The sequence below is a fragment of the Bacillus sp. FSL W7-1346 genome (assembly GCF_038593335.1).
In the GTDB taxonomy this organism is placed as follows: Bacteria; Bacillota; Bacilli; order Bacillales; family Bacillaceae; genus Bacillus; species Bacillus altitudinis.
Genome location: NZ_CP151988.1, coordinates 655,464 through 676,223, shown reverse-complemented (window position 1 = coordinate 676,223; position 20,760 = coordinate 655,464). Strand labels below are relative to the sequence as shown.

The window sequence follows — 20,760 nt, the reverse complement described above, 5'->3', positions numbered from 1 at the left end:
CTGTCATCCCCTTAATGTTTGAAATGTCTAACGCCAGTGAAGACCATGGCGATGCCGTATTCATCTGCTTTTTGGATCGATTCTTCATCACGAATGGAACCACCTGGCTGGATGATCGCTGTGACGCCTGCCTTTGCAGCAGCTTCCACTGTATCGCCCATTGGGAAAAATGCATCAGAACCTAGTGCACTGCCTTTTGCCTTTTCACCTGCTTGCTCAATCGCAATGTTAGCCGAGCCAACACGGTTCATTTGACCAGCACCAATACCTGCTGTCATTTGATCCTTCGCTAGAACGATGGCATTTGATTTCACATGCTTGACGACTTTCCAAGCGAGCTTTAAGTCTTTCCATTCGTCTTCAGTCGGTTCTCTTTTCGTTGGGATAGAGATCGTTGCTTCCTCTAAACCGTATGTGTCGATATCCTGAACGAGCAATCCACCATGAACACTTGTGAGCTGCTTTTCTTTTTTCCCAAGATCTGCTTCTACATCTAATGTTAGTAGACGAAGGTTCTTTTTCGCTGTTAGCACATCAAGTGCTTCTTGGCTGAACGATGGTGCGATGACGATTTCTAAGAAAATCGTATGGAGCACCTCAGCCGTTTGCTTGTCTACTTCACGATTAAGCGCCACAATGCCGCCGAAAATAGACGTTTCATCTGCTTTAAATGCACGATCAAATGCTTCTGCAATCGTTTCTCCTGTCCCAACACCACATGGGTTCATATGCTTTACAGCCACAGCCGCGGGCTCCGTAAATTCACGTACAATTTGAAGTGCTGCATCTGCATCTTTGATGTTGTTGTAGGAAAGTTCTTTTCCATGTAATTGCGTTGCAGTAGCTAAAGAGCCTTTGCTTGGAAGCGCATTTTCATAGAACGTCGCCGCTTGGTGCGGGTTTTCTCCATAACGAAGAGATTGTTTTTTCTCAAATGTGACTGTGAACTGTTCTGGCTCTGTTTCGCCAACAAAGTTCGTTAAATAATCCGCAATCAGGGCATCGTAAGCAGCTGTATGACGGAATACTTTTGCTGCAAGCTCACGTTTTTTCTCTAGTGAGACGCCGCCTTCTTTGATTTGTTGAACGACAGAATCATAATCACGCGGGTCCACAATCACAGTGACGTCCTGATGGTTTTTAGAAGCAGCACGAAGCATACCCGGTCCGCCAATATCAATGTTTTCAATCGCTTCTTCATACGTGACATCGTCTTTGGAAATGGTCTCTTTAAATGGATATAGATTCACAACGACAAGATCAATCGGCTGAATGCCGTGCTTTTCAATCTGTGCCATATGCTCATCGTTTTCTCTCACTGCTAATAGTCCACCGTGAATGTTCGGATGAAGCGTTTTGAGTCGTCCGTCCATGATTTCTGGGAAGCCAGTCACTTCAGAAATACCAATGACATCAATGCCGTTCTCTTGAAGAAGTTTGTGTGTACCACCAGTTGAAATCACTTCAACGCCAAGTTCTGTTAGTTCTTTCACAAAAGGTACAAGATTTGTTTTATCGGAAACACTGATTAATGCGCGTTTGATCGTCATGCCTTTGTCACCTCATTAAGATAATTCTAAAAGTGATTTGATCACTTTTGGATATAGTGTATGTTCTAATTCATGCATTCTTTTTTCAATGGATTCAAGGTCTTCCCCTTGTTCAATATGAATGGCTGCTTGGTCAATAATCGGGCCGGTATCCATGCCTTCGTCGACATAATGTACCGTGATGCCTGCCACTTTGACTCCTGCTTGATAGGCTTGTCCAATCGCATCGAGTCCAGGAAATGCTGGCAGTAAAGAAGGGTGGATATTCACGATTTTCCCTCTAAATGCATCAAGCAATGTCGGACCGATCAGTCGCATATACCCAGCGAGGAAAATCCATTCCACTTCATGCAGCTTCAGCTGTTCAATGATGGTTTGCTCAAAAGCGGCTTTACTCGGGAAAGCCTTCGGCGTAAAAGAAAAGGACGGAATGCCCTCTTTCTCTGCCCGCTCCAGCACCTTCGCACCCGGTTTATCACAGATCACAATGGCGGCTTTTGCCGGCCACTGTTCTTCTTTTAACGTATCAATAATGGCTTGAAAATTTGTCCCGCTTCCAGAGGCGAAGATCGCAAACTTTTTCATGAGAGACTTCCACCACCGAAAGTGACGCCTTCTCCTTTTTGAACTCGTCCGATAAGGAAGGCTTTCTCTCCGTCTTGTTCAAGTCCGCTGATCACATCCACAAGATCATCCTCTTTGACGGCTAGGACAAAGCCGATACCCATATTAAATACATTGAACATCTCTTCTGCTTTCAATTGCCCTTTTTCTTGGATAAAGGAGAAAATAGGCGGAACTGGCCATGAGCCGTTATCAATCTCCACACCAAGTCCTTCAGGTAGCATACGTGGTAAATTCTCAATAAAGCCGCCGCCTGTCACATGTGCCATACCGTCAACCTTGCCAGCTTTCACTTGTTTAAGAACAGGCTTGACATAAATCTTCGTCGGTTCAAGCAGCTCTTCTCCAAGTGGTCTTGTAAAAGGTTCATACGTTTGGTGAAGATCTAGACCCGCATCTTCAAGCAATACTTTTCGTACAAGAGAATAGCCATTGCTATGAATTCCGCTAGAGCTGAGTCCAATCAGCAAATGCCCTTCCTTGATGTTCTCTCCTGTGACGATTTCATCTTTTTCAACGACACCTACAGAAAATCCAGCAATATCATATTCTTCTTCTGTGTAAAGACCCGGCATTTCTGCTGTCTCTCCGCCGACAAGCGCTGAGCCAGACTGCTCGCATCCGTCAGCTACACCTTTGACGATGGATTCAATTTTCAAAGGATCTGCTTTTCCAACTGCTAAGTAATCTAAGAAAAAGAGCGGCTCTGCCCCTTGTGCAAGTACATCGTTCACACACATAGCAACAGCATCTACACCGATCGTATCGTGTTGATCCATTAAAAAAGCGAGCTTTAATTTCGTACCAACACCATCTGTTCCTGAGACAAGTACGGGCTTTTTATATGGCAGTTCAGATAAATCAAACATCCCGCCAAATCCGCCTAGAGCCCCCATGACACCTGCTCTTTTTGTACGTTCTACGTGTGTTTTCATTCGTTTAACGGCTTCGTATCCTGCTTCGATGTCGACACCGGCGTTTTTATATGCTTCTGACATCCCATTCACTCCTTTTATCTGCTTGTCTTCCATGTATTTTCGGCAGAATGAAAGAGCAGCATATCAAATCACGTTGACTGCTGCTCCATTATTCGATTATTTCGTCAGGACTGTTTCCTTCACATGAGGAAGGACAGTATCTTCATAAATTTCGGTCGGGTATTTTCCAGTAAAGCATGCTAAACACTGACCGCGCTGCGGATCATCATACTTTCTGCCAATCCCGTCCATTAAACCGTCTACAGATAAAAATGCAATGGTGTCTGCACCGATCTCCTGTCTAATTTCTTCCACTGAATGAGATGACGCAATCAGCTCTTCGTGTGTAGACGTATCAATTCCATAAAAACACGGATGAGCGATTGGCGGTGAACTAATGCGTACATGCACTTCCGTCGCACCTGCTTCTCTTAGCATCGTCACAATTCGGCGGCTTGTTGTTCCGCGTACGATGGAATCATCCACCATGACGACACGTTTGCCTTCGACCACCCCGCGCACAGCAGACAGCTTCATTCGCACGCCCTGCTCACGCAATGCTTGAGACGGCTGAATAAATGTCCGGCCGACATATCGGTTTTTAATTAAACCTAGCTCATATGGAATACCTGTTGCTTCGGCATAACCAATCGCTGCAGAAATACTGGAGTCTGGCACACCTGTCACGACATCTGCTTCGACATGTGCTTCTTCTGCAAGCTTCTTGCCAAGATTCTTTCTCGCACTATGCACGTTGATGCCATTGATATTGCTGTCCGGTCTTGAGAAATAAATGTATTCCATGCTGCACATGCTGCGGTTAATGTTCATTGAGAAGCGCTCAGATTTTAAGCCTTCATCATTAATGATCAGCATTTCGCCAGGCTCTACATCTCGTAAATAGGTAGCACCGACGACATCAAAAGCACATGTTTCAGAAGCGACAACATAAGCATCCCCAAGCATACCAAGTGAAAGTGGGCGTAATCCGTTCGGATCAAGCGCTACGATCATTTCTGTTTCCGTCATAATTAAGAAAGCATAAGCTCCTTTTAACATGGACAGAGCATTTTTGATTTGATCCTTCAAATCCATATATCCGCTACGCTTAATTAAGTGAGCGAGCACTTCGGTATCAGAAGACGTTTGAAAAATACTTCCTTGATTCTCTAGCTGCTGTTTTAATTGCGTTGCATTGACCAAGTTTCCATTATGAGCAAGGGCAAGACTACCATTGTTTTGTGAGCGGAAGAAGAGGGGCTGCACATTCTCAAAGCCGCCTCCGCCTGCTGTCGCATACCGAACGTGTCCGATCGCACCTTTTCCCTTTAAATCCTTAAGCTCACCGTTTTGGAACACTTCCGTAATCAGTCCAAGGCCTTTGTGTGACGTCAGGTTTTCACCGTCTGTTGCAATAATTCCCGCACCTTCTTGTCCTCGGTGCTGAAGGCTATGCAATCCGTAATATGTGATTTGCGGGGCTTCTTCGTGTCCCCAAACCCCAAAGACGCCACATTCTTCGTTTAAGCCTCTGATTTCAGCAAGCATGGGATCGCTCCTTTCCATGCGCGTTCAAGCTCGTTGACTGCCGCATGAATCCATTGTTGTCCTTCTTGATTTTTGACAGTGAATACACCATCATTTGTGACCGTTCCAACTTCTTTTGCATCTTGCACAGCCGCAGCAAATGCTTCGCGGTTTTCTGGTTTCACTGTGACGACAAAACGTGACTGTGATTCACTAAATAGTGATGCAGCGCTGTTTAGATCGATCTGGATATCAGCGCCAAGACCATCTGTTCCAAATGTACTTTCAGCTAGAGCTACACCAAGACCGCCTTCAGACACATCATGTGCTGACTGAACAAGTCCGTTTTGAATTGCTGCTAATAGGGCTTCTTGACGCGCCAGCTCTACATCCAAATCAATTTCTGGTGCTTTTCCGTAGATACGGCCTTCTGTCATTTTTTGAAGCTCACTGCCTGCGAATTCTTCCTTCGTTTCACCAATGACGAAAATCACATCACCTGCCTGCTGGAACGATTGAGTCGTAATATGAGCTGTATCTTCAATCAAACCAACCATGCCAATGACTGGCGTTGGGTAAATGGCTGTTCCATTTGACTCGTTATATAAAGAGACGTTACCGCCGATGACCGGTGTACTTAAAGTACGGCAAGCTTCGCTAATGCCGTCAGCAGATTTTTCAATCTGCCAGAAGATTTCTGGTTTCTCCGGGTTACCGAAGTTCAAGTTATCTGTTACTGCAAGCGGACGAGCGCCTGAGCAGACAATGTTACGTGCGGCTTCTGCAACGGCGATTTTCCCGCCGACCTCTGGATCAAGGTAGAGATAACGTGCGTTACAATCTGTTGTCATCGCAAGAGCTTTTTTCGTCCCACGGATTCTGAGCACACCCGCATCAGAGCCAGGTGCAACGACTGTGTTTGTACGAACCATATAGTCGTATTGATCGTAAACCCATTCTTTACTCGCAATCGTTGGCTGCTTTAACAGCTGTTTCAATGTATCTGCTGCATCTGTGATCGCTGGAGCTTCCACTTTTGTTTCTAAAAACTCGCGATAGTATGCAGGCTCACTTGACGGCTTGTGATAAACCGGTGCTTCTTCTGCAAGTGCATCAACTGGAAGCTCACACACTACTTCTCCTTGATGGAGTAAACGAAGCATTTTATCGTCTGTCACATGACCGACTGAGACTGCTTCAAGATCGTATTTTTCAAAAATATCAATGATTTCTTGCTCACGGCCTTTTTCAATGACCAACAGCATTCTCTCTTGGGATTCAGACAGCATCATTTCATACGCTGACATGCCTGTTTCACGCTGCGGGATCAGGTCTAGGTTCATTTCGATACCTGAACCAGCTTTACTTGCCATCTCTGCACTTGAGCTAGTTAAGCCAGCCGCTCCCATATCTTGAATGCCCACAAGCGCATCATTTTTGATGACTTCAAGACATGCTTCAAGCAAAAGCTTTTCCATGAACGGATCGCCGACTTGAACCGCTGAACGTTTTTCTTCTGATTCATCAGAAAATTCTTCAGACGCAAATGTTGCACCGTGAATCCCGTCACGTCCCGTTTTAGCACCAACGTACATGACCGTATTGCCAACACCTTTTGCCTGCCCTTTCTTGATGTCTTCGTGGTTGATTAACCCTACACACATCGCGTTAACGAGCGGGTTCCCTTCATAGCTTTGATCAAAATGAACTTCTCCGCCGACTGTTGGAATACCGATACAGTTTCCATAGCCTGCAATCCCTGCCACTACTTCTTCAAACAAGTACTTCACGCGCGGTGAAGTCAGTTCACCAAAACGAAGAGAGTTTAATACCGCAATTGGACGAGCACCCATGGAGAATACATCACGGATGATTCCGCCAACACCTGTTGCCGCTCCTTGATACGGTTCAATTGCAGATGGATGGTTATGTGATTCGATTTTAAATACAACCGCTTGGTTGTCTCCAATATCAACGATTCCAGCGCCTTCCCCAGGACCTTGAAGAACATGCTCTCCTTTTGTCGGGAATTTGCTTAAAACAGGCTTTGAGTTTTTATAACTGCAATGCTCTGACCACATGACAGAAAAGATACCCGTTTCTGTGTAGTTTGGCAGCCTGCCAATAATGGATTCGATTAAAGCGAATTCTTCATCACTCAATCCCATTTGCTGATACAATTTCTCTTCTTTAATTTGCTTGTGACTTGGTTCAAGCAGTAGTGACATGAGTGTCCCTCCAATTTTTCACGATAGATTGAAACAATTTAAGTCCGTCTGCGCTGCCTAGTAATGAATCAACTGCGCGCTCAGGGTGCGGCATCATGCCGAGTACATTGCCCTGTTCATTCGTTACACCTGCAATTCGATTCACACTGCCATTAATATCGTCACCGTAAGTGAAAGCGATTTGGCCTCGTTCAATCAGCTTCGCTAACGTGTCTTCGTCACAGTAGAAGTTGCCTTCTCCGTGTGCTACAGGAATCGTAATCGATTCACCTTTTTGATAACCGCTTGTAAATTGCGTTTCGTTGTTCTCTACAATGAGTTCAACTGGACGACAGATAAATTTTAGATCTTTATTCCGTCTCATTGCACCTGGCAAAATGCCAAGCTCCTGAAGAATTTGGAACCCGTTACAAACACCAAGAACAGGTTTTCCTTCCGCAGCTGCTTTTTTCACAGCCGGCATGATGTTAGAAAAACGAGCAATCGCACCGCATCTTAAGTAATCCCCATAAGAGAAACCGCCTGGTACGAGTACACCGTCAAAACCATCAAGACTCGTTTCGTCGTGCCATACATATTCAACTTGTTCACCTAACTCATCTTGAATCGCATGGTACATATCGATATCACAGTTAGAGCCAGGCAAGACGATCACTGCAAACTTCACTGTGCGACAACCTCCTCCACCTCATAGCGGTAATCTTCAATCACCGTGTTGGCAAGCAATTTTTCACACATTTCTTTGACCACTGTATCTAAGTCACGATCTGATTTCTCAATGACTAGCTCCATATATTTCCCGATACGGACATCCTTTACTTCCTGATAAGACATGCTGTGCAAAGCGTGCTGCACGGCACTTCCTTGTGGATCAAGAACGCTCTCTTTTAAGCTGACAAAAATTTTCACTTTATACATGTTTATGGCCTCCAAGTCTTTTGAAAATTTCTTCGTATGCATTTGTTAAGCCGCCCAGGTTTCGTCTGAACACGTCTTTATCAAGCTTTTCGTTTGTGTCTTTGTCCCAAAGCCTGCACGTATCAGGTGAAATCTCATCAGCTAGCAAAATACGATTCTCGTGATCTATTCCGAATTCAAGCTTGAAATCAATTAAATTCACATGGCAATCTGAGAAGATTTGCTTCAATTCTTCATTCACTTGTCTTGTGATTTGTTTCATTTCCTCGACCTGTTCAGGTGTCGCTGCATGTAAAATGCGAATATGATCTTCTGTAATGAGCGGATCGCCGAGTGCATCATCTTTGTAGTAAAACTCGATCAAAGGTGTGTCCAGTTTCGTTCCCTCTGGAATCCCAAGACGTTTTGACATACTGCCTGCCACCACGTTTCGCACAACGACTTCAAGCGGTACGATGTCTACCTTTTGAATGAGCTGTTCTGTTTCAGATAGGCGTTTCACAAAGTGATTGTTGATTCCTTTCTCATGTAGCATTTGAAAAATCAAGCTGGAAATTTCGTTATTCAGTCTGCCTTTGCCTTCAATTTCCGCTTTCTTTTCACCGTTAAATGCTGTAGCTGAGTCTTTATATTCAACATATAAAATATGCTCGTCATCGGTCTGATAGATTCTTTTCGCTTTGCCTTCGTAGAGAAGTTCTTGTTTCACAGTCATTCAGATTGGCCTCCTAATTTGAATGTTGGCAATTTTCAGGATTAGGCGCCTGACTAGCAGGCGGCCCATTTCTTACGCAAGACCTAGACGTTCGAAAATCATATCGACATTTTTCAAGTGATAGTTGTAATCGAAGCAGTCAGCGATTTGTTCAGGTGTTAAGCGTGAAGTGATTTTCTCTTCTGCTTCTACTAATGTACGGAATGGTACTTGTTTCTCCCAAGCTTCCATCGCCTTTGGCTGAACCGTGTCATATGCTTCTTCACGTGCCATACCTGTATCAATGAGTGCAAGCAGAACACGCTGAGAGTAGATCAAGCCAAGTGTGCGGTCCATGTTGCGTTTCATATTCTCAGGGAAGACCGTCAAGTTCTTCACAATATTAGAGAAACGGTTCAGCATATAGTTCAGTGCAATCGTTGCATCTGGTAAAATGATGCGTTCAGCAGATGAATGAGAAATATCACGCTCATGCCAAAGTGGTACATTTTCATAAGCAGTCAGCATATAACCACGGATGACGCGAGCAATTCCCGTCATATTTTCAGAACCGATTGGGTTTCGTTTATGCGGCATCGCTGATGATCCCTTTTGTCCTTTTGCAAAGAATTCTTCTACTTCACGCGTTTCACTCTTTTGAAGACCACGAATTTCAACAGCAAATTTCTCAATGCTTGTTGCAACTAAAGCAAGGGTTGCCATGTAATCTGCATGACGGTCACGCTGCAAGGTTTGGGTTGAAATTGGTGCAGCTTTGATGCCAAGTTTCTCACATACATATTGCTCAACAAACGGGTCGATGTTCGCATATGTGCCAACAGCACCAGAGATTTTGCCGTATTCGATGCCGGCTTTTGCTTGTTTAAAACGTTCTAAGTTACGCTTCATTTCCTCGTACCAAAGACCAAGCTTTAGGCCAAATGTTGTCGGTTCAGCGTGTACACCGTGTGTACGGCCCATCATGACGGTATATTTGTGCTCTTTTGCTTTTTCTTTTAGTATGTCAACAAATCTCTCAATGTCCTTGAGCAAAATATCGTTCGCCTGTTTTAATAGATATGAAAGCGCCGTATCCACTACGTCTGTAGATGTTAACCCGTAATGAACCCACTTTCTTTCTTCTCCTAGAGATTCAGATACAGCACGCGTAAAGGCAACCACGTCGTGGCGCGTGTCTTGTTCAATCTCTAGAATACGATCAATATCAAAGCTTGCATTCTTACGCATAGTCACAACGTCTTCTTTCGGAATGACGCCAAGTTCTGCCCAAGCTTCACAAGCGAGAATTTCTACTTCAAGCCATGCATTAAATTTGTTTTCCTCTGTCCAGATTGCTGACATTTCTGGTCGTGCGTAACGTTCGATCATTTCCCGTTTCCTCCATCTCTTTCAGTCCATATCTTTGTGATGTTTGCCATCCATTCATCATCAAGCTGTTTCATAAATGTCATATGCCCCATTTTGCGGCCGGCTTTTACTTCATGTTTGCCATATAGATAAAGCTTCGCTTCCTTTAAAAGCTCAGGATGTTCTTTTGGGATGTCCACTTCATCGCCCAGCAAATTCACCATCATACCCTCTGATAAAAGAGCTGTTCCGCCAAGCGGCAAACCGCATATGGCGCGAATGTGCTGTTCAAACTGACTCGTCTCACATAAATCCAATGTGTAATGTCCAGAGTTATGCGGGCGCGGTGCCAGTTCATTGACGAGCAGCTTCCCTTCATTTGTCAGGAACAGTTCAACAGCAAGCGTACCGACCAGCCCTAGCTTTTCAGCAAGCGTTGTTGCCAGCTCTTTTGCTTTCTCCTGAATGCTGCCATCTACCCGTGCAGGCACGATGCTTTGGAATAAAATATTGTGCTTATGAATGTTCTCAGCGACTGGGAATGTCGCAATTTCCCCATGAACAGACCGCGTCACAATCACGGACAGTTCCATTTGGAAAGGAACCCAGCTTTCTAAAATGCACGTTCCATGCGTAAGAAGTGCAGCCGCTTCATGAAGCTGATCCTTCTCTTTGATGACGTACTGTCCTTTACCGTCGTAACCGCCTCTGCATGTTTTCAGCACAGCTGGCAAACCAAGCGCATTTACTGCATCTTTCAGCTCCTTCTCATCATGAACGATGCGATAAGGGGCGACTTCACAGCCTGCATCTACAATCCCTTTTTTCTCCGTTTCACGGTTTTGGGTTAAAAGAAGGAGTTCGCTTCCTTGCGGTAAATACGCCTCTTCCTTCAGCTGATTGAGTGCATCATAATCAATATTTTCAAATTCATATGTGACCACATCGCTGATGTCCGCCAGCTGCCTGATCGCTTCAAGGTCACTGTATGCGGCTGTGATTTCTGTATCAGCAACCTGTCCACAAGGAGAAAGTGTGACAGGGTCAAGGACTGCTGCCCGGTAGCCCATTTGCTTTGCACTGACGGCCATGTATCTGCCAAGCTGTCCGCCGCCGATGATACCAATGGTTGCGTTTGGAAAAATGGTCTGCTTAGCCAAGCTGATCACTGCTTTCTAATACAGTTTGTTTTGTTTGCTCTCTTCTTTCTTCAAGGCGTGCTGCAACGGCTTCATCGAATGCTGAAATCATTTGTGCAGCTAGAAGCCCTGCATTTGTTGCACCGGCTTTGCCGATTGCCACTGTGGCAACAGGTACACCGCCTGGCATTTGAACGATGGATAATAAGGAATCCAGCCCGTTTAATGCTTTTGATTGTACGGGCACACCAATGACCGGCAGTGTCGTTTTTGCTGCGACCATCCCCGGTAAATGTGCTGCGCCTCCAGCACCGGCAATAATGACCTTGAGTCCTTTACCTCTTGCTTCAGTCGCATATTCAAACATCAAATCAGGTGTCCGATGTGCGGATACAACCTGTTTTTCATACGGAATGTTTAATTCCTCTAAGATATCGCACGCATGTTTCATTGTTTCCCAATCAGATGTACTTCCCATGATGACACCTACAAGCGGCTTCATTTTGTCCCCACCTTTAAGCTATTATTCGATTTTGTACCGTTTGACACGCTTCCCAAACCTAAGTAGCTTGTCAAACGCCGAACAAAAAGGCCCGGTTTGTATTGCATTGTTAGGAAGCAACACAAACCGGGCCATGGTAAGCGCTGTTCGCTTTTAAAACGCCATGTCAGTTTTGTTCACTATCCTGCATAGTCCAGTCATTTACGGTAACTGGGTAGAAACTTATGGGCCATATTCCCAAGATTATATGAGGCTCGTGTTTTGATTTCATGTTTATCTTAACAACGGATGTTCATGATGTCAACGGATTTATCGAACAATCTATGAAGTCGTCGTTTTAATGTTCGGATTTAGAGTATTTTTCCCTCAAATACGATTTTTTTCCCAATCGGAATGATCTGAATCGACCCATTTTCCTTCTTTTCCTGAAAGATGGGCTCCTCCATTCGTCGGACAGGTGAGTAGCCTTCCTCTGCCATCTGGGACAACACTTGTTCAATCGTCATGTTGTCTTCCACGTAGAATTTCTTTTTCTTTGGTTTTGCGGTCATTCTTTAATTCTCCTTTTCTTCACAGCCTTCACCCAGAAGCCGCCATGAATCGTTTTGGGCTCATACGAAATGATAAACGCCTTTGAATCAAGCGTTTTAATCGTTTCATATAATTGCAGTTCATATTTTCTCGGTGTTAAAATTTGCATCGCTGACCGGTCTCCTTCAAGACCTCCTACTACCCAGTTGGTGACGCCATATCCTTTTTCTCTCAATTGTTTTGGGAGATCTAGATCGATTTCTTTTGTAATCACGTTCACAGTAATGTAGCCAAGTGCCAGCTTCTCTTCAATTTTCATCCCGACAATGATTCCAATTCCATAACCTAGCGCATACGCAATGACATTTTGTACTTGATCTAAGTTATCTAATACGATACTCAAACCAATGACATAAATCAGCATCTCGACAGTACCAGCAAAAGCGGCTGCATACCTTCTGCCTTTCATTGTTAAAATTAAACGCATAGTGGAAAAAGAGACATAGACAATGTTAATCACTAAAATAATCAAAACCATGGTGAACGCATTGGATAAAAGTTGTTGAAGCACGATTCGAACCCCCTGCACTAAAAATCAAATAAAGCACCCCATATTCTACTAGAGAACAAACCTTGATACAATCAAATTTGCGCGAGAAAAACACATATATCTTTCGACAACAAGGGGTGGTCTTTGTTACCAAGAGTTTACCCGTTTTTTCCTCTTCTCAACATGAAAAACCTCCTTTTTCAAAAGGAGGCTTTAGATGGTTGATAAAGGGCTAAAATATACTTTATTTTAACCCTTTGTCTTCTTTTCAGCGTGATAGAAAACCTTTGAATTTTAAAAATACCGAGTACACGCTGAAACGTGTTTTATCCAAACCGAACTGGAACAAGTGATGGGATCAAATACTCTCCGACAATGCCCCATAAAAGGGCAATGATGACGAGCTCAATCAACAAAAAGACCCAGCCGGCATACATCAAGTCTCCCCGCACAGCTTCTTGATCTGATTGAATGGAGCGGAAGAGCACAATGGCAATCAGCTGAAGACCGAAAAACATCATGACGGATAAAATCACCGTTACATATGGAATATTCAGCATGGCAAATACAAGCCAAAGGATAGATAAAACCAAAACCGGCACAAGCACGGCACCGAACTTCATGATCACTTCTTTCAGCGATATGTTTCCTTTCAGCATGTACTTACCGAGCACCCAAACCGTCAGCATCATCAGTGTCAACAGAATGAGTGAAAAGACCGCTACCTTTAAAAAGGCGTCACCAAAGGAATAATGAATACCAAAACCTAATAAACGGGTCTTTGACGCCTTTAATTGAACGTAGTTGCCTAAAGCAAAAAACACACTGAACAACACAATTGAAATCCAGGCGTACTTCATGCGTAAAGTGTCCGCTTGATGGATCGCACGACTCGGTGATTTTAACATCGCAAACCCATATGAGCCATAGCGCTTAAACGCACCTCCTACACCTCTTGCAATGCGCTGAATTGCTGAACGCTCTTCATCAGCTGGCTTAGCCGTTCTTCCTCGTTTTGCAGCACTGCGGCTGAGGCGGGACTGCCTCGTTTCTTGATCTATTGATGGCTCTTCGTTTTCGTTTTTCGTTTCAGATGTGACCTGCTCTTGATCTTTCTCTAACATCCCATATCAACTCCTATCTCAGACAATCCGCACAGGCTCAAGTGACCTGTCCGAATGACTCCTATTAAAGTAGCGGAGTCTCTCTATTCAGTCAAGATTCCTTGACGTTCATACGAATAGACGGATAAAAGAATGAAGAGGTTTTAAATGGAGAGAAAATAAGACAAAACAAAAAAGCTGATGACTGGATCAGCTTTTCATCATCTTTCATCACTTTTCATGAACGATAGCGCCCCTGCTTTGCTTTCTGAATCCGAAGATTCTCCTGGTGTGCCGGGAAACGAGTCTTTTCTGTCGTATCGACTTGTGTAATTTGTCCATTATGAATGGTGATCACCACCGACCCGTATTCAATCCCTTTTAAGGCAGATAAAATAAAATTCAGCTTTTGTTCATCCATCGCTCATCCCCCATCCCACTAATTTTGCTTGCGCTCTTTTAAATAGAGAACCTCATTTTCCAGCTCATGAATCGTATAGTGCATGAGCGCTTCATGTTTTTCTTCATGCCCCCATAAAAGGAGCTGCTCAATCAATACCTGCTTTTTCCGCTCAATCACCTGCCTAAGCCAGCGTGACAAGTCATCCCCTCCCGTTATGATGAATGCAAGAAAAAAGGCACTCTGAACCCTTCTATAGAAAAAAGGAAATCAAAGCGCCTTTGGTGATCCAATCAGCGAATTATGTCTTTTTATCATAAACACATAATTCCTATAAGTCAACTATGTTTTTAAAATTTCCCTACAAAAAACAGCAGCCTCCATGAGCTGCTGTTCCAGACAAACCATTAATGATTTAAGAAAGCAAAATATAGAATAAAGATGACAAACAGGCCGTACATAATTGGATGCACTTCTTTTGCTTTTCCTTTAAAGATCATGGTGATCGGGTAGAAAATGAAACCAATTGCAATCCCTGTTGCAATACTATATGTGAGTGGCATCATAATCATGGTTAAGAAGGCCGGTACCGCAATTTCAAAACGATCCCATGCGATCTTTGCAAGAGGTGCTACCATCAGTGCACCGACAATGATTAAAGCAGGTGCCGTTACATTCGGTGTCACGACAGATAAAAGCGGCGAGAAGAACATCGCAAGTAAGAAGAAAATACCTGTCACGACAGCTGCAAAACCAGAACGGGCACCCGCAGCAACACCTGAACTAGATTCAACATAAGACGTCGTCGTTGATGTACCAAGAACAGAACCGACGACGATAGAAGAAGAATCCGCCAGAAGCGCTTTTCCTGCACGCGGCAGCTCATTATTTTTCATTAAACCAGCCTGCGTTGCCACAGCCACAAGTGTACCAGCTGTATCAAAGAACCCAACGAATAGGAACGTTAAAATAACCACAAGCATTTGAATGGAGAAGATGTCTGGCAAGTGAATCAAGGCTTGACCAAAAGTTGGAGACAAGCTTGGAATGCTATCTACAATTTGAGATGGAACTGGCACAAGACCAAGGATCATCCCAGCAATAGCTGTCACAAGCATCCCAATGAAGACACCTGCATTCACTCGAAGAACCATTAAAATGACAGTCACAACGATTCCAAATACCGTCAACAATACAGGACCACTATGAATGTTTCCAATCGAAACGAGCGTATTATCGTTATTGGCTATAATACCGGAGCCTTGAAGACCCACAAATGTAATGAACAAACCAATCCCTGCACCAACCGCCAGCTTCAGCTCAGATGGAATGGCATTAATGATTTTTTCACGAAAACCTGTTAAAGAAAGAGCAACGAAAATCAATCCTGACACAAACACCCCGGAAAGTGCTGCCTGCCATGAGATCCCCATACCAAGAACAACTGAGAAAGCGAAGAACGCATTCAGTCCCATACCTGGTGCAATTGCAATCGGGTACCTGGCGATCAATCCCATCAGGAAACAACCTGCCGCAGAAGCTAACGCCGTTGCTGTAAAGACAGCCCCCTGATCAATTCGTAATTTATCTGGAAAATCCGGTACTGCTACTAAAGCAAGTGTGATCGGATTGACAAACAAGATGTAAGCCATCGACAAAAATGTCGTTAAACCGCCGATGATCTCTCTGCGATAATTCGTACCTAACTCATCAAACTGAAAAAACTGTTTCAAAGCCAACTGACTCCCTTCATGTCCTTTTGCTTTAGTCTGTCCCATTCACAAGTCAAATAAAAAACGCCCCAACAGTTTTTGGGACGCTTGACTACAATGTGAATTCAGACCGTGACATCAAACAAGAACAATGCATGATTTATATCAAACGAGTGTGAATTGACGTAGTCAAGCCATTTACGGTAGCTTGGTAGAAACTTGCGGGCCATATCCCCGCCATTATACGACTTCTATCTATTTGATTTCTGTGTCTATTGTACCAACTTCATTTTTAAAACACAATACAAAAAGCGAACATTTTTCAAAGAAATGTCCGCTTCATTCGTCTTATTACACGAATTTGGAAAATCACATCTAGTTCTTTATACACCCATCACTGAATTCAGGCAAAAACCGTTTCTGCTACATCGAAAAATGCCTTCACAGCAGGAGACGCTTGCGTGAGCGATGGACAGGCAAGCGCCACCTCACGATGATGCGATACATTCAGATGACTGATCTGCACAAGTTGCTGCGTTTTTAGGAATAACTCAGGACCTATCGTCACACCAAGTCCTTCCCCAACCATGCGGGCAATGGTCGTACAATCATGCACTTCAAATAAAATAGACGGCTTGATTTGTGCCTCCGAAAAAATATCCTCTACATGGGATTGATACATGCCAGTTGGCATAATAAATGGTTCATCTGCTAATTCTTCCATGTCTACAATTGGCTGCTGCTTAAAACGATGATTTTCGTGATAGGCGACCACCATTTTATCTTTCATAAGTGGCAATAGATCAAACGCTTCATCCGCTTTACCTTTTACAACAAACCCAACATCAATAATGCCAGAATCGAGCCACTCCAATATTTCTTCATATGTCCCCTCATAGAATTTAAATTCAATCTTTGGATGCTTTTTCTGATAGCTCACAAGTAGCTTTGGCAATAAACAAGCGGATGCACTGGCAAAAGTTCCAATCCGAATCAAGCCAGATTCAATATTTTTGGTGAGCGCAATTTCCTGCTGAATTTTCTCTACTCGATTTAGCACTTCTCTTATATGCGGAAGAAGGGTTTCACCGGTATCTGTCAGCGTGATGCCCTTTTTTCGGTCACGCACGAATAAAGACACGCCCCACTCCGTCTCTAAACTTGCCACCGCATGACTCACGGCAGACTGTGTCATATTTAATGCTTCAGCTGCAGCAGTAAAACTGCCTAGCTCGACCACCTTAGCCATCGTCTCGAATCGAACAAAGCTCATGAGTATTCACTCATCCCTTTCATGAAAAACATCAATTTTACTTATGTTAGCACGGAATTTAAAATAAATACAACGTTTCAACATAAAGGAAGGGTTCAAAATGAAAAGTACATCTTATCCATTGCTCATATTTCTTTTAGCCGTCGGTTCTTTCGTCACAGGCACTTCAGAATTCGTCGTATCAGGCATACTGGACATCATTTCTGACGATCTGCGCATCTCCATCCCGGTTGCGGGACAGCTCATCACCATCTATTCTCTTTTTTATGCGGTGGGTGCCCTCTTTTTAGTCATGGCCACATCGAAATTGAATCGAAAAAAGGTTCTTTTATCGGCAATTTCCATGTTTATAGCGGGGAATGTGCTCGCCTTTTTTAGCCATCACTTTATGCTACTCATGCTCTCACGGGTCATCATGGCCATGAGTGGCGGCTTATATATTGTACTCGCAACAAATTATGCAGCGCAGCTCGCCCCGCCAGAAAAAAAGGGGAGTGCGATGGCAACAGTAATCACTGGATTTACAGTTTCACTAGTACTCGGTGTACCGATTGGAACATTTTTAGCAGGATATGTAGATTGGCATGCCATTTTTCTCATCATTGCAATAGGGACCGCTTGTCTCTTGTTTCTTCTGTATCGATTATTACCGCCTATGGAGGGACATTCCCATGTGCCATTCAAACAGCAAATTCAAATTCTTCAAGACCGTAGGGTGTTAAGCGGCTTAGCCACGACAGCCTTTTGGATTTTAGGTTACACGATGGTATTTGCTTACATTTCGCCATTATTGCGACAGACATCCGGATTTACGCTTGAACTGACAAGCATTGCCTTGCTTGTCTTAGGCATCTCCGCTTTTATTGGCTCGCGCTTTGGTGGATACGCTGTCGATCAATGGGGACCAAACCGAACCATTTCAATCAGCATCACGGTTCAGATGCTCATGCTCTTTGCATTATCCTTTACACAATTTTCGGTAGTTGGCGTCTTCATCACGCTCGCCATTTGGGGCACCGCCACATGGACAACAACACCAGCGAAGCAATTTTATCTCATCTCCCTAAAACCCGAAACATCAGAAACCGTGCTGAGCTTTAATACAGCGATTATGAATATCGGCATGATGCTTGGCTCGTCAATGGGTGGTCTGATTATTCAGTATACAAATGTAACGAATTTAAGTTGGATTGGCGGGCTAGCCAGTTTTGTTGCGTTGATGTTGATTCGGTACTCGTTCAGTCGTCATCGACTGGTGGAACAACAGATAAAAAGCGAACATGTGTAATCATGTTCGCTTTCTTATTTATTGACTAGCTTTTGATGTTTCTTTTTTGACTGGAATGGTTACCGTTATCGCCTTCTGTGGTGCCAACATATTCAGCTCTGACAAATCAATATAAAGCCCATATTCTTTAAATGAAAAATGGTTTAATGATAAAGTATCTAACTCCTTATCATCAAATTCAAAGGTGGATTGCATGGAAGCTGTCTTTAAATTCGTCATCTTCGCATGGTTCCCTTTCAAGTAATATCCGCTTTCATAGTCTGCTTGTGGATCGGGCCATGATTTCATCTTTTCAACATCGCCTAATCCAATGAATTCACCTATATTCTCCATTACATCCTGATCTAATTCTTTTTGATCTATTCCAGTAAATTGATAATCAACAATCACAGAACGGTCTTTTTGCTCTATCTTATTGATTTTGATTCCGATGCCATGGTGTTTTGTTTTGAACTGAACAGGCAGCTTTGTCTGAAGAGGAATGATTTTGCTTTCTTCCCGTTCGATATTCACATATGTGTCAAATGTCAATTCAGTCGCCTTTGGATTGATCGGCTGATTCAAAATCGTTAAATGATCTTTTCTAGTTTTGTCAGAAGACATTTGTTTTTTTCTTAAAACGGTCCCAATCTCAAGCTGATACTCATTCCCTAAATTATCCTTCATTCCATCTATACTGACTTTATCATCTTTGGCAAAACCATTGTAATCAATGGCATATTGAATTGCAGAGCCATTCACTCCATTTTCTACCTTTACATTTCTTATTTGATAACGTCCATTTAAAATAGACACGTCTTTTTGTCCCGCTAATAAAGTGGTTTTTTGCTTGACCACAGGTAACTTGAAGCGCCAATTCCCTACAATATCCCCAATCTTCGAAATAACAAGCGGTACTTGCTGACCTTGTTTGATCGTTTGTCCATTTGTATAGACTTCCGTCTGCCCAACATAGCGGCCATCTTTCATTTTTTTCAATCCCTGATTGTCGTAACTCGGTTGGAAAGTGTCATTTATACGATCGAAGTTGTTGACTATGAATGGTACAGAATCTTCCTTTGTATTCAAATTCTCCACAGTAAACGTATAAACAAGCCGCCCTGCATCATAATACACACTGTTTACTTTCACAGTAACCCCTCTTGATTCAGCCCCCTCATTGACATGCTTCACCAACTCACTCTGAAAAAGAGACATTCCTACTTTATCGTGAAACATCATATATAACTGTCCAACAAACGGCACTCGAGCCATCGCTGTATTAAGAGAAGGAAAAATGAAGCCTGATGAAAAGTAAAGGACAACAAGGGCGATAACTGAATAGATTGGCGTTCTCCAATTCCATGTGAACCAACGTCTTTTCTTTTCCGCTTTCACATCTCCCATTGCTTGACGAATTGCAGAGGTCAATTCAACTTTTGGTACATCAATCTCATCATAGAGCTTTTTCATTTCTTTTCGTTCCATCGACACTCTCCTCCTTCTCCAATGTTTGCTTTAATAACTTTCTTGCTCGATACAAATGAGTTTTGACGGTTCCTTCAGGCACACCCATCTGTTCAGAAATCATTGAAATCGAATAATCTTGAAAATAAAACAGCTGAATCACGAGCTGATATTGCTCATCTAACACATCTAGTGCATTTTTTAAATCGAGCTTGTCTTCCAAAAAATCATGCCGCTCAACGCTTTCATGATGCTGTTCAAACGGAACAACATCTTGCTGCTTTTTCTTCATCGCAAAAATCGTATGAATCAAAATCCTAGTCAGCCATGTAGAAAAATAAGCCGGTTCTTTTAATCCAGATAAATGCTTAAATGCTTTCATGACCGTCTCCTGAACAGCATCTAACGAATCCTCTTTATTTCTTGTGTAGAGGAAAGCCGTTTTATATAAACGCTCTTGATACATCAGCATTAATGTCTCAAATGCCGGGACATTCCCTTTTTGTGCTTTTTTAATTAGACGCACTTGCTTCATCTCATTCACACCTCCTACACCTGTTAGAGCAAGGTTTCTCTCAAACGGTTTCAACAATCGGAAATTTCTTTTACTTAGCATATGTCGGACAAAAATAGAGAAAGTGAAGAATGGAGTCGAAAGAACAAGTTGGATATTTGATATAATTGAAGAAATATCTACAAAAAGGAGTATGTCGATTGTTTCGATTCGAAGAACCCACGTGTGCTAGCTGTCAGAAAAAAATAGAAGGAAACGAAGAAGTGTACGTCAAGCTGGTCTATCCAAAGAGAAAAGGAATGACAGAGGTAAAGGCTTGGCTGAGGAATGAAGGCGTTTTTTATTGTAAGGCATGTTATGAAAAAACAACATAAAGACGAGCACTTCAATAGAATGCTCGTTTTTACTTTCTACTA

Annotated in this window: 22 protein-coding genes and 2 riboswitches; of the genes, 2 read left to right on the top strand and 20 right to left on the bottom strand. The window is 43.2% G+C overall.

The window, feature by feature from the left end:
• Window positions 1-11: 11 nt before the first annotated feature.
• The 18 genes from purH to NST09_RS03305 form a co-directional block, all read right to left on the bottom strand.
• A complete protein-coding gene (gene purH / locus NST09_RS03390; protein WP_008344287.1) occupies window positions 12-1,550 on the bottom strand; it encodes a bifunctional phosphoribosylaminoimidazolecarboxamide formyltransferase/IMP cyclohydrolase in 1,539 nt (512 codons plus the stop codon).
• A 15-nt stretch (window positions 1,551-1,565) separates the two neighbouring features.
• Window positions 1,566-2,135, bottom strand: coding sequence for a phosphoribosylglycinamide formyltransferase (gene purN / locus NST09_RS03385; protein WP_008344288.1), 570 nt, complete (start codon window positions 2,133-2,135; stop codon window positions 1,566-1,568).
• Window positions 2,132-3,172: a phosphoribosylformylglycinamidine cyclo-ligase gene (gene purM, locus NST09_RS03380; protein ID WP_017366751.1), complete on the bottom strand. Its 1,041-nt coding sequence runs from the start codon at window positions 3,170-3,172 to the stop codon at window positions 2,132-2,134. The genes purN and purM overlap by 4 nt, the downstream gene beginning before the upstream one ends.
• A 96-nt stretch (window positions 3,173-3,268) precedes the next feature.
• Window positions 3,269-4,699, bottom strand: a complete 1,431-nt coding sequence (gene purF, locus NST09_RS03375) for an amidophosphoribosyltransferase (RefSeq protein ID WP_017359819.1) — start codon at window positions 4,697-4,699, stop codon at window positions 3,269-3,271.
• Window positions 4,675-6,906 carry a phosphoribosylformylglycinamidine synthase subunit PurL gene (gene purL, locus NST09_RS03370; protein WP_008344291.1) on the bottom strand — a complete coding sequence of 744 codons (2,232 nt, stop codon included), beginning with the start codon at window positions 6,904-6,906 and terminating at the stop codon, window positions 4,675-4,677. The genes purF and purL overlap by 25 nt, the downstream gene beginning before the upstream one ends.
• On the bottom strand, window positions 6,890-7,573 hold the full coding sequence (gene purQ / locus NST09_RS03365) for a phosphoribosylformylglycinamidine synthase subunit PurQ (protein ID WP_008344292.1): 684 nt from the start codon (window positions 7,571-7,573) through the stop codon (window positions 6,890-6,892). Before purQ ends, purL begins: the two co-directional genes overlap by 17 nt.
• A complete protein-coding gene (purS, locus tag NST09_RS03360) occupies window positions 7,570-7,824 on the bottom strand; it encodes a phosphoribosylformylglycinamidine synthase subunit PurS (RefSeq protein WP_003214349.1) in 255 nt (84 codons plus the stop codon). The genes purQ and purS overlap by 4 nt, the downstream gene beginning before the upstream one ends.
• Window positions 7,817-8,539 (bottom strand): phosphoribosylaminoimidazolesuccinocarboxamide synthase, encoded by a 723-nt coding sequence (purC, locus tag NST09_RS03355; protein WP_007496901.1) that lies wholly within the window; start codon window positions 8,537-8,539, stop codon window positions 7,817-7,819. Before purC ends, purS begins: the two co-directional genes overlap by 8 nt.
• A 72-nt stretch (window positions 8,540-8,611) precedes the next feature.
• Complete coding sequence (gene purB / locus NST09_RS03350; protein WP_148780533.1) at window positions 8,612-9,907, bottom strand: adenylosuccinate lyase; 1,296 nt, start codon at window positions 9,905-9,907, stop codon at window positions 8,612-8,614.
• On the bottom strand, window positions 9,904-11,046 hold the full coding sequence (gene purK / locus NST09_RS03345) for a 5-(carboxyamino)imidazole ribonucleotide synthase (RefSeq protein ID WP_025206860.1): 1,143 nt from the start codon (window positions 11,044-11,046) through the stop codon (window positions 9,904-9,906). The genes purB and purK overlap by 4 nt, the downstream gene beginning before the upstream one ends.
• Window positions 11,039-11,527, bottom strand: coding sequence for a 5-(carboxyamino)imidazole ribonucleotide mutase (gene purE / locus NST09_RS03340; protein WP_017359824.1), 489 nt, complete (start codon window positions 11,525-11,527; stop codon window positions 11,039-11,041). The genes purK and purE overlap by 8 nt, the downstream gene beginning before the upstream one ends.
• Before the next feature lie 169 nt (window positions 11,528-11,696).
• Window positions 11,697-11,798, bottom strand: a riboswitch (purine riboswitch).
• A gap of 79 nt (window positions 11,799-11,877) precedes the next feature.
• Window positions 11,878-12,078 (bottom strand): NETI motif-containing protein, encoded by a 201-nt coding sequence (locus NST09_RS03335; protein WP_017359825.1) that lies wholly within the window; start codon window positions 12,076-12,078, stop codon window positions 11,878-11,880.
• On the bottom strand, window positions 12,075-12,629 hold the full coding sequence (locus tag NST09_RS03330; RefSeq protein WP_008344300.1) for a DUF5698 domain-containing protein: 555 nt from the start codon (window positions 12,627-12,629) through the stop codon (window positions 12,075-12,077). The genes NST09_RS03335 and NST09_RS03330 overlap by 4 nt, the downstream gene beginning before the upstream one ends.
• 305 nt (window positions 12,630-12,934) lie before the next feature.
• The gene (locus tag NST09_RS03325) at window positions 12,935-13,732 is read right to left on the bottom strand and encodes a hypothetical protein (protein ID WP_065459938.1); all 798 of its coding nucleotides are present in this window, start codon (window positions 13,730-13,732) and stop codon (window positions 12,935-12,937) included.
• A gap of 217 nt (window positions 13,733-13,949) precedes the next feature.
• On the bottom strand, window positions 13,950-14,132 hold the full coding sequence (locus NST09_RS03320; RefSeq protein ID WP_008344304.1) for a YezD family protein: 183 nt from the start codon (window positions 14,130-14,132) through the stop codon (window positions 13,950-13,952).
• Between the two features lie 18 nt (window positions 14,133-14,150).
• The gene (locus tag NST09_RS03315; protein WP_008344307.1) at window positions 14,151-14,312 is read right to left on the bottom strand and encodes a hypothetical protein; all 162 of its coding nucleotides are present in this window, start codon (window positions 14,310-14,312) and stop codon (window positions 14,151-14,153) included.
• Window positions 14,313-14,518: 206 nt separating this feature from the next.
• Window positions 14,519-15,844: an NCS2 family permease gene (locus tag NST09_RS03310; protein WP_035703624.1), complete on the bottom strand. Its 1,326-nt coding sequence runs from the start codon at window positions 15,842-15,844 to the stop codon at window positions 14,519-14,521.
• A gap of 145 nt (window positions 15,845-15,989) precedes the next feature.
• A riboswitch (purine riboswitch) is annotated at window positions 15,990-16,091 on the bottom strand.
• Window positions 16,092-16,226: 135 nt separating this feature from the next.
• Window positions 16,227-17,096, bottom strand: coding sequence for a LysR family transcriptional regulator (locus NST09_RS03305; protein WP_076822775.1), 870 nt, complete (start codon window positions 17,094-17,096; stop codon window positions 16,227-16,229).
• 100 nt (window positions 17,097-17,196) lie between these two features.
• Between NST09_RS03305 and NST09_RS03300 the strand changes: the two genes are divergently transcribed.
• Window positions 17,197-18,384 carry an MFS transporter gene (locus tag NST09_RS03300; protein ID WP_342493349.1) on the top strand — a complete coding sequence of 396 codons (1,188 nt, stop codon included), beginning with the start codon at window positions 17,197-17,199 and terminating at the stop codon, window positions 18,382-18,384.
• Window positions 18,385-18,402: 18 nt separating this feature from the next.
• Here NST09_RS03300 and NST09_RS03295 read toward each other — a convergent pair whose 3' ends face one another.
• Together NST09_RS03295 and NST09_RS03290 are read right to left on the bottom strand one after the other, a co-directional pair.
• The gene (locus tag NST09_RS03295; RefSeq protein ID WP_342493348.1) at window positions 18,403-19,851 is read right to left on the bottom strand and encodes a DUF4179 domain-containing protein; all 1,449 of its coding nucleotides are present in this window, start codon (window positions 19,849-19,851) and stop codon (window positions 18,403-18,405) included.
• Complete coding sequence (locus tag NST09_RS03290) at window positions 19,820-20,365, bottom strand: sigma-70 family RNA polymerase sigma factor (protein ID WP_035391460.1); 546 nt, start codon at window positions 20,363-20,365, stop codon at window positions 19,820-19,822. The genes NST09_RS03295 and NST09_RS03290 overlap by 32 nt, the downstream gene beginning before the upstream one ends.
• Before the next feature lie 179 nt (window positions 20,366-20,544).
• On the opposite strand from NST09_RS03290, the gene NST09_RS03285 reads away from it, so the two are divergent.
• On the top strand, window positions 20,545-20,718 hold the full coding sequence (locus tag NST09_RS03285) for a hypothetical protein (RefSeq protein ID WP_017359831.1): 174 nt from the start codon (window positions 20,545-20,547) through the stop codon (window positions 20,716-20,718).
• Window positions 20,719-20,760 lie beyond the last annotated feature (42 nt).